The following is a 7,808-nucleotide window of genomic DNA, read 5'->3' as shown; positions in this document are numbered from 1 at the left end:
GGCGGGAGACGCGGCGACGGACGCCGTCAAAGCGCCAGGCATGCTCCTCGATTGCCCAACGCACCTGATCCCAACAACGTTCCACCACCAGACAACTAGGGTTCGAACAGGTAGGCCAGCCCGGCCGCCAGCATAGCCGACACAGCATTGCCGGCATGGTTGAAGCTCTCATTGCGGCCGATACGCCGGGTGAAGAGCCTCGGGCCGACCACGCCAAGGGTGATGCCGGTCAGTGCGGGCGGGAAGATCGCCCCCGCGACGTGAGCCAGGGCCTGCGTGCCGGCAACGAGATAGAAACTGGAGATCCAGGGCAGAACCAGACAGCTCAGCGTCACGGCGAGCGCGGCGCCGATGACGACGGCACGCTTATGGTGGGTGCGGTCGATGAGCGCCCCAGCCGGCGTTTGCGCGACGATGCCCGCGATGCCTGCGATCGTCATGACGAGGCCAATGGTTGCCTCGTTCCAGCCCTGACTGGGCCCGCGCACGGCGAGCAGGTAGATGGCGAGATAGGGCCCCAGGCCATCGCGCACGTCGGCGAGGCAGAAGTTCAGCGCATCGAGTCCTCGAAGAGCGCGTTGAGAGGGAGCTTGCGTCGTCCGATGCGAAGAGGATGGACGAGAATTAGCGCCGGTGCTCATCGCCATTGCCTCCAACTATCCGACGCGTGGCGGACGAGTGGACCTGAACTCTGCTTCAATGTCTGCATGCAGGTTGTTCCTGTTCGCCTGAGATGCAGCTCTTTGCTGGGTTGTTCCGTGCGTTCGCGAATTTGTTACCAGCTGCTCCAATAGGGCCTGCCCACATGGACCGGCTCGCCCCACCGAGACCTTGTTCCAGGTGAGTGCCCTCGCGATTTGGAACGCGACTTGGCGAGCCTCTAAGCCCCCGCTAAGACGATCATGCCGCTGGTGCATGGCTCGGTTTGTCCGCTGGGGTATATCTCAACGGACAGCGCCAGGGGCGTTCGAAAGCCTATCCGCTAGGATTGATTTTAATCAACGGACACGCTTGTCCGCGGACAGCACCTCAGCGGACAGGCTGAGCCCATGCAGACGATCCTCTACGCACGTGTCTCCACTACCGAGCAGACCGCCGATCCCCTTCCCCGGAACAGGTGCAAGCCGAGTCAGGTTCGCTCTCCGACGCGTGAAACCACCTGGCCAATCATCCAAGTTGGTGAGGTTCTGGAGGCTGAGGCCCGATGCTTGAACGTCCAATCGCTGGCCTTGCCGTCTGGCTCTCAAAACCGGTCGGCTTCTTGGCGACGTGCTTCACCATCGCTGTCGGGCTCGGGGCAGGCGCTATCCTCAGCTTCAACGATCATTGGGCGCTCGTTTTCAACCTGTTCTTGTCCATAGCCGCCATACTCCTGGCCGGCATCATTCTCGTGGCCGGCGCGAAAGATACTGCCGCGATACAAATCAAGCTTGACGAGCTTATCCGCGCAGTCGAGCACGCGGACGATCGCTTGGTCGGGATCGAAGAGCGTAGTGTTGAGGAGCTTGAGCTGATCAAGACGCGCGGACAAGAGCAGCCCCGGTTCGATCAGAGCAGGCAAGATGCGTGAGCTGCGATACGGTAAGAGACCCAGCAGACTGGAGGATCACACTTGAAGGTGCTTATGGCGAGCCCAACGCGTGGCGCGAGCTGGGCGAAGAGGCAGATTAGGGGCTTGTCGCTGGACGGCACGGTTCCTGTGCGCTCAAGCGAGGGATCGCTGAGCAACTGCTGGGCAGAAAGAGGGCCGCCCTTGAGGACGGCCCAAGTCTAGGGAGGAAACGCCCATCCCGAGAGGGACAGGAAGCAGCACAGCGACACCATCGCCATGCTGCAGTGCACCAACTTACGCCGCGCTGCACAGTTCCACGGTTCTGGTTGCCGGACAGGGTCGCCTCAGCGCGGGCCTGTTTCGTGATGCGACAGGAAGGCATCTGGCAGCCTCGCCAGCTTCACCCCCACATGAAACTTATGGCGTCTCGCGCGCACCCGTTCGTGCTCGATGTCAGGCCGATCCGGCACATGCCCGGCCGGTTCACCTACACAATCGGCCGGATGGGAGGGCCAAAGCATCACTCCCTCCACACCTACCCGACGTTCGAGGAAGCGCGGCGGGCAGGGCAGGCAGAGCTGAAAGCCCTGATCGCGGCCTGGGAGCGCGAGAACGCGCAAGCTTGTCCGTAAGGCAGGGCTTGGCCATCTTGGCGGTGCCGGGACTACCTCCTCCAAGCGCTTGCTGGCCTCTGCCGTGAGGTGCAGCATCCTTGTGCGCTCCGCGACGCACGAGGTGCAGGCACCGGCCGCACGCGCTGCGCACCCCTCACAGAGCGTGTCGCGGTCGGTGCCACCGCCGCGTTCGATCCCTACGATTGCCGGCCCGGGCCGCAGGACGCAGCATCGTCGCGCCCTGTGTGCTGTCAGGGTGGCAGCCGCCGGCGTGCGCCTCCTCGAGGGCCAATCAGGACAAGTGCGTCGGCGGCCCTGCCCCGCGCACGGGTTCGCGCGGACGATTGCCAGCCCCTGCCCTGAGGCGCGGCATCGTCGTGCGCCCTGCAAGCACCAGGGTGGCAGGCGCCGGCCGGTGGCACGCCCACCGCCTGCGAACCTCGTGCAGGCTGGATTAGAGCGGGCGCGTACTCCTCATTCGCAAGATTTCCAGCACGGCCAGGACCAGCGGCGCGCCGATGAGGAACAAGGCGAACACAAGGCCCATGTCTACGCTCCTGCCGGGAAGGCAGCTTCGGCCGGCATCTGTTCAGCGGACGAGCGTCAACGATCTGCGCCGTCATCCTGATCCCGCAGCGCCTTCCGCAGTTCGGGCACCGCCGCCATGTTGACCGCGATTACTCCTCGACGATGCCAATCTTGATGCCGAACTCAGCCGCACGTTCCAGCACCCGACGCAGGCTGCCTCGATGGCTGGTGAGCTGCCGGCGATCCCAGGGTGACAGAGGCTCCGAGCGTTCAGGATCCTCCAGCAAGTCCATCTGCTCGAGGTGATGATCGGCGCAGACCATCAGAGCGTTCACACGCTCCTCAAACGACATGGCCTGCAACTCGTGCTTGAGAGGCAGCCGAATAGGAACTGCGCTCGCCGTGCCGGCGGCCAGAAGCGGCAAGTCAGAGACGACTGCGGTGTTGGGGACAGGGGGCGGGGTGGCCGCCGTGGAGGAGCGGCTGGATGGTGTCTCGGTTAGCATCACGATCGGCTGACATGTGTGTTCTTGTGCACCAGGCGAGTGATCTCACCTGCACCAAGCTTTCGCTATGGCACGCTATATGGCCAGCCGCAGGCAAAATGCCATACCTCTGGTGTCGCAGCAGATCGAGAGCTGTTGAAGAGCAGAGCTTTGCTTCGCATTCACTCGATGCTCGCTGACGAGCACGCAAGCTATCGCGGCGCTCTCCGACGGCCGGTCCAAAATCCGGTTGGGGTAGAGTAGCACCCGAGTCGGGCTCGCTCGAAGCCAGGAACCCACTTCAGGCGCTTGAGGCTTCACTCGGGTTGTGGCGCATACATCGGCGGGTCATTCTGGACACGATCGCGCGGCACCACTCGTCGGCATCGTGAGGCACTCCACAACGTCCAACCCACGAAGCCTCATCGCCGATTGGGTGTTATGGAGCGCAGCGGTTCAAACGATTATGCGTCGATAGCATCGATTGCGTCAGCCGCAGCCTTTCGGACGGCAGTGACGTTATTGCTTAACTCGGCCAGCGCTGCGTCCTAGGAGCTTCTGGGAAGCGGCGGGCCCGCGTCTAAGGTAGAGAGTTCAGGTTGATCAGAGCGTTTGCATCTCTCTTCCATCCTTTTCGTGCGCAACTCTCGATTGTCAGAGCTAAGCATAAAGCGATGTTTGATCACGATGGAGAACAAGTCAGCCACGCAACTGCTCTCCTTGAGCTTGATGATGAACGAAAAATCCGCTTTAGATCGCTCGGTATTATATTAGACATGCCAAATGGCTCGCACCAGGTTCCACTCGCAGCATCTTTTGAGCCTCCAGTTTTGGTCTCTACTATTGGAAGAGGCTGGCTTCCGACGAAATATGGCGCCTTTAGCTATAATCATTCAGACTGTCTCTTCAGCAGTGTTGGTCGGTACTGCTCCATAGCAGGCAATGTGATGTCGATGATGCCAGAGCATCCGACGAATTGGCTAAGCACTTCTGCTTTCCAGTACTACCATGGATTTCCAATATTCAGTGAATACATGGAGCGGGTTGGGAAAAAATTTGATTTCAGACCATTCTATGCCGTGAATCGAATTGACATCGGTCATGATGTTTGGATTGGCTCTAATGCATTTATACGAGGCGGCATAAAGATAGGTAACGGAGCGATCATCGGGTCCGCAACGGTTGTGACGAAGGATGTTCCTGCTTATGCAGTTGTCGTCGGGAATCCTGGAAGAATTGTACGGTATCGTTTTAAGGAAGATGTCATAGATCAACTGCAGAAAATTGAATGGTGGCGCTTCGACTTCCCATCTCTAAACAAAATCAACTTATTTGACCCTATCAAGGCGATTGAACAGATAAAAATTCTAGAAGAACACGGCCTACAACCTTACAAACCTGGATGGCTGACCATGGCTGACCTGCTAAAAATGACTTCAGTTTCACCATAGCGTTTTTATCTTCGACCAAAGGAGGCACGTTTACCCATCGCTTTGATTGCCTTTCCTTGACCAAAAGGCGCACAGAGGGCTTGAAAATCGGAGATGCAGCCTGTTTATGGCACCATGAAAGATATAGGCTCCGCCTTCGAGGCAATTTTGGTGCGTCTACGTCAGAGGGCACCATCCGCTGCCGCTTCACTCACTCTTCCGGACGGCATCGCGCTTCGAACCGATTGTGTGCCTGACTGGTGGTGCGAGCGAGGGAATGCCTTGTACGCACCGGCAAACCTCACAATTCCGCTTTCCTGTCATCCAGGTATCGAGCCTCCCCGAGATGCCGTCGTGATTGTAGGCCCCGGCTGCACCCTCCCAATCCAGATCCTAACGTGGGGGGATGCCCCGGCCGTCTTTCTTGGAGCAGCGTGTAACCTTCCCAATGCGCACATCTTCTGCGGGGAAAGGTCGACCGTGGCTTTAGCTGGGACCCTCTCTTCCATCAATGCTGCGCACTTAAATGCTCGCAACGGCGGGCTGATCTATGTCGGGCATGACAATTTGTGGGCTGACAACATCAAAATTCATACAGATGATATGCATGCCGTCTTAGACGAGACTACACAAAAGCGGGTTAACAAGTTCGGCAGCGCTGTCGAGATTGGAGACCATGTCTGGCTCGGCCTAGACACATTGATCAATCCTGGTGCTAAGATCGGGAAAAGTGCGGTGATAGGGGCGAGGTCGGTTGTTACAAGACCAATCCCAAGCGGTTGTGTTGCAGTCGGAGTGCCTGCAAGGGTCGTTCGCAAGGGGATCACATGGTCGTTTCACGATATGCCGCCAGAGGGGGCTGTTCCGACCTTGGCTCAGCGAGCGCCGTTGCGCTCCCGGCTTCAAGCCGCCATTCACCGTCTCGGGAAGCGAGCACTCGATGTGGTAGCTGGTCGAACCTGACATCAGGCTGGTTTCCCTCGGCCAGGCAGCATCCTGTTCCACTATGCGATCAGCTCCATTGGGTTGGCAGGGCTCCTCAACGACCCTGGCCGCACTGGCGCTCAGAGCTGTCCCAACCAGGCCGCGCACATGCTTACCTCTGCCGCTGCTATGCGCAGGATCCTCACCGATCTGGGCTGTGATTTGGAACGCGGGCGTGTGGCCCGTCAAAGAGCCTACCGGAACGGCCACGCGTTCAGCGCAGGGCTCATGCTGTCTCAGCGCGTCGCGCGCTGGAGGTCGAGGTTCTGGTCCTGGGTGGAGACACGGGCGCAGCCGACGAGCATGTCAGGATAGTGGCTCAGCCACGTTTTCCTGTCAGTAGTTTTCCAGTCACGGTTTCCTGACACAAACGGGGCCGTTTGGGAGGGCTCGCGAGACGCTCCTCGCCGATGGCAGGAAAACGGTCGTTTTTCTAACAGTGGAGGGCACGGCCGCGTAATGGCAACCCTCGCGCACTCCGGTGGAACGGCAGACCCGGAACTGGATGCGCCGACGCACCCTTATTAGGCGCCTCAGGAAAGCGACACGGTCATAGGAGCGGCAGGTGGTATATCGGATGTGGCTGGCTGGCCTTGCCTGGGTGGCAGTCGGCACCTGGGCAGAAGCGCGACGGGAAATTCATCAGGAGGATAGCCCTGTCTTGGTGGCCGGCATCGAAGCCGACCTAGCAGGCCGCCATTGTGCTGGGCTCAAAATCGACGTCGAACGGTTCAGAGGCTTCGCGCATGAGCACGCGATGACCCACGCGGACTTCTTCATGAAGAAGCGCTCAAGGCGGCTCAAGCAGGACATTGCCAACACTCTTGATCAGCTGCGTCGGGCTCCTCAGCCGACCTGCGATCGCTTGTGGGCGGACTACGGTAATGCCAGCCGGAAGGTGCAGCTGCTCAAGCGGGTTTGATGCCTGCGGGTTTATGGAACCGAATTTCAGCCCACTTTGAAGTTTCCGGAAACTCCTCTTCCACCACGAGAGGCGCGACCCAGTACAATCACTGACGCCCAAGCCGGCGGGAGTGGGCAGCCTCCAGGAGCACGCGCCGGAACCCTTTCCGTAAGCCCCTTGTTGCGTCCTTCACAAAACAGGAGGCGACGTCATGCGCTCGTATGCACTCGGCATTGCTGCAGCAGCGGCACTCTTCATGTCACCGATGTCAGCCTTCTCGCAGGGAATTGAGATCGGGCCGGGCGGTGTTCGCTTCGGGGGCGGTCGCGGCGGTCAATGTGAGCAGCTCCGGCGTGCGTGCGAGAACAAGGATGCCTTAGGGGAACGGGGCGAAGGCAATTGCCGGCGATACCGCGAAACATGTGAGCGACGCCGCCCCTCTCGCGACATGTGCCGGGAACTGCGTCAGGCCTGCCTCCACAAAGATGAGCTGGGCGAGCAGGGGGCAGGCAACTGCCGCCGGTATCGCGAAAACTGCCGATAACTCACAAGAATTTCCAAGGCCCAATTTGCGGAGAACCCAAATGAGCAAGGCTCTTATCACTGCAGCTTGCCTTGTTTTGCTGCCCCTGCCGGTGCTCGCTCAAAGCTCATCTCGGGATGATGACAGAGGTGGATCATACGACCGTGGCGACAGCAGAAAAGATGATATGCGATACCACCCCAATGAGGATCGAGAGCGCGGCTATCGGCACGGCTATGCGGATGACGCGCCGAGGGGAGGCTCCTCCTTTCACATGAAGATCGGCGATGCGAAGATTAATGTCAGATGCGGTCCACGTGAAACGTTGAAGGACTGCGTGGATGCTGCCACCACCCTGCTCGACAAAGCGCGCTCGCTCCCGGTGACAGGAAGCGCGAACACGGGATCGGGGAACGCGCCATCGAAGCCGTAACCGAAGAGCATACCGAGTAGGAGGCCGGGCTCTACGCGCGGCCTCTCGCTCGACGTCCTTTGTCCAACCTCACGTTGACCTGACCGGTATTCTGGACCAGGCTGGGTGAGAGGGATCGTAGAGCGTATCTCGATGAGCCCGCTGGCCAGATGACGCCATAACGCCCATCCAGCGAGCAGCGCCGCGCCCCTGCCAAGGTCCGGTAGAGTAAGCCTTATTGGAACGCGGTAGCCGCCTTGTGGCGGTTCAGGATGGGAAGCGGGCCTTGGTCTGCGCAGCAATCCGTTGCCAGCCGCTGTCTCGGCGATCACGATCAGACCCATTGCACGGACGCTCCTCGTGCCATCAGGGCGTC

At 59.9% G+C, this 7,808-nt stretch carries 5 protein-coding genes and 1 pseudogene; 4 read left to right on the top strand and 2 right to left on the bottom strand.

Annotation, left to right across the window (positions count from 1 at the left end; translation table 11 throughout):
• Positions 1 to 98: 98 nt before the first annotated feature.
• Positions 99 to 641, bottom strand: a pseudogene (locus tag WDW90_RS32995) (MFS transporter); the annotation flags it as partial.
• Positions 642 to 1,204: 563 nt separating this feature from the next.
• Between WDW90_RS32995 and WDW90_RS40990 the strand changes: the two are divergent.
• The gene (locus WDW90_RS40990; RefSeq protein ID WP_431311177.1) at positions 1,205 to 1,570 is read left to right on the top strand and encodes a low affinity iron permease family protein; all 366 of its coding nucleotides are present in this window, start codon (positions 1,205 to 1,207) and stop codon (positions 1,568 to 1,570) included.
• Between the two features lie 1,273 nt (positions 1,571 to 2,843).
• Here WDW90_RS40990 and WDW90_RS32985 read toward each other — a convergent pair.
• On the bottom strand, positions 2,844 to 3,047 hold the full coding sequence (locus tag WDW90_RS32985) for a hypothetical protein (RefSeq protein ID WP_336491866.1): 204 nt from the start codon (positions 3,045 to 3,047) through the stop codon (positions 2,844 to 2,846).
• 806 nt (positions 3,048 to 3,853) lie between these two features.
• Here WDW90_RS32985 and WDW90_RS32980 point away from each other — a divergent pair.
• The 3 genes from WDW90_RS32980 (at position 3,854) to WDW90_RS32970 (ending at position 7,453) form a co-directional block, all read left to right on the top strand.
• The gene (locus WDW90_RS32980; protein WP_336491864.1) at positions 3,854 to 4,630 is read left to right on the top strand and encodes a CatB-related O-acetyltransferase; all 777 of its coding nucleotides are present in this window, start codon (positions 3,854 to 3,856) and stop codon (positions 4,628 to 4,630) included.
• A 1,540-nt stretch (positions 4,631 to 6,170) separates the two neighbouring features.
• On the top strand, positions 6,171 to 6,515 hold the full coding sequence (locus WDW90_RS32975) for a hypothetical protein (protein WP_336491862.1): 345 nt from the start codon (positions 6,171 to 6,173) through the stop codon (positions 6,513 to 6,515).
• A 566-nt stretch (positions 6,516 to 7,081) separates the two neighbouring features.
• A complete protein-coding gene (locus tag WDW90_RS32970; protein ID WP_336491861.1) occupies positions 7,082 to 7,453 on the top strand; it encodes a hypothetical protein in 372 nt (123 codons plus the stop codon).
• The last annotated feature ends 355 nt before the right edge of the window (positions 7,454 to 7,808 follow it).

Origin of the sequence: Methylobacterium nigriterrae (assembly GCF_037106235.1) — a bacterium.
Classification (GTDB): domain Bacteria; phylum Pseudomonadota; class Alphaproteobacteria; order Rhizobiales; family Beijerinckiaceae; genus Methylobacterium; species Methylobacterium nigriterrae.
The sequence above is the reverse complement of the archived record's forward strand: the minus strand, read 5'-3'. Positions and strand labels throughout refer to the sequence as shown.

Excerpts from the sequence above, each read along its gene's own strand:
- WDW90_RS32985 (WP_336491866.1), bottom strand. The coding sequence starts at position 3,047 with ATGTCGTTTGAGGAGCGTGTGAACGCTCTGATGGTCTGCGCCGATCAT.
- WDW90_RS32970 (WP_336491861.1), top strand. The coding sequence starts at position 7,082 with ATGAGCAAGGCTCTTATCACTGCAGCTTGCCTTGTTTTGCTGCCCCTG.
- WDW90_RS40990 (WP_431311177.1), top strand. The coding sequence starts at position 1,205 with ATGCTTGAACGTCCAATCGCTGGCCTTGCCGTCTGGCTCTCAAAACCG.
- WDW90_RS32975 (WP_336491862.1), top strand. The coding sequence starts at position 6,171 with ATGTGGCTGGCTGGCCTTGCCTGGGTGGCAGTCGGCACCTGGGCAGAA.
- WDW90_RS32980 (WP_336491864.1), top strand. The coding sequence starts at position 3,854 with ATGTTTGATCACGATGGAGAACAAGTCAGCCACGCAACTGCTCTCCTT.